This window comes from Staphylococcus sp. HMSC057A08, from assembly GCF_001812925.1.
Lineage (GTDB): Bacteria > Bacillota > Bacilli > Staphylococcales > Staphylococcaceae > Staphylococcus > Staphylococcus hominis.
Genome location: NZ_KV810859.1, coordinates 1 through 367 on the forward strand (window position 1 = coordinate 1; position 367 = coordinate 367).

The following is a 367-nucleotide window of genomic DNA, read 5'->3' on the forward strand; positions in this document are numbered from 1 at the left end:
TTTCAACGGCCTACTATCTTCTCATTTGGTTATTCCTCTCCTGTTTCTTCTTCTTTTTATTATGATTAATATTGTTTTGTTTTTCAGTTTCGTTCGCATAATACATAAGGAAGTCACTGGCATTTATCGTTGGTAAATTAATATGATTAGATTGTTCATCTTCGTGTTCAAGATGATTGTCATGATCATTTCTATCCACTTGATGAATATGTTTTTCGATAACTTCTTCTTGATTGATATTATTATATTTCTCAAGCTTAATGAGTAATTGAACTTTCTCATTAGGTGTTTGGTCTTTCACTTTTTCAAAATTTCTATTGCCTATATCTATTTTTAAATCATCATCAATATGTTCTTTATAACTATC

1 pseudogene is annotated in these 367 nt (G+C 28.3%); it reads right to left on the bottom strand.

The features are described from left to right. Window positions 1-13: 13 nt before the first annotated feature. Window positions 14-367: pseudogene (locus HMPREF2881_RS09495) on the bottom strand (MobA/MobL family protein); the annotation flags it as partial.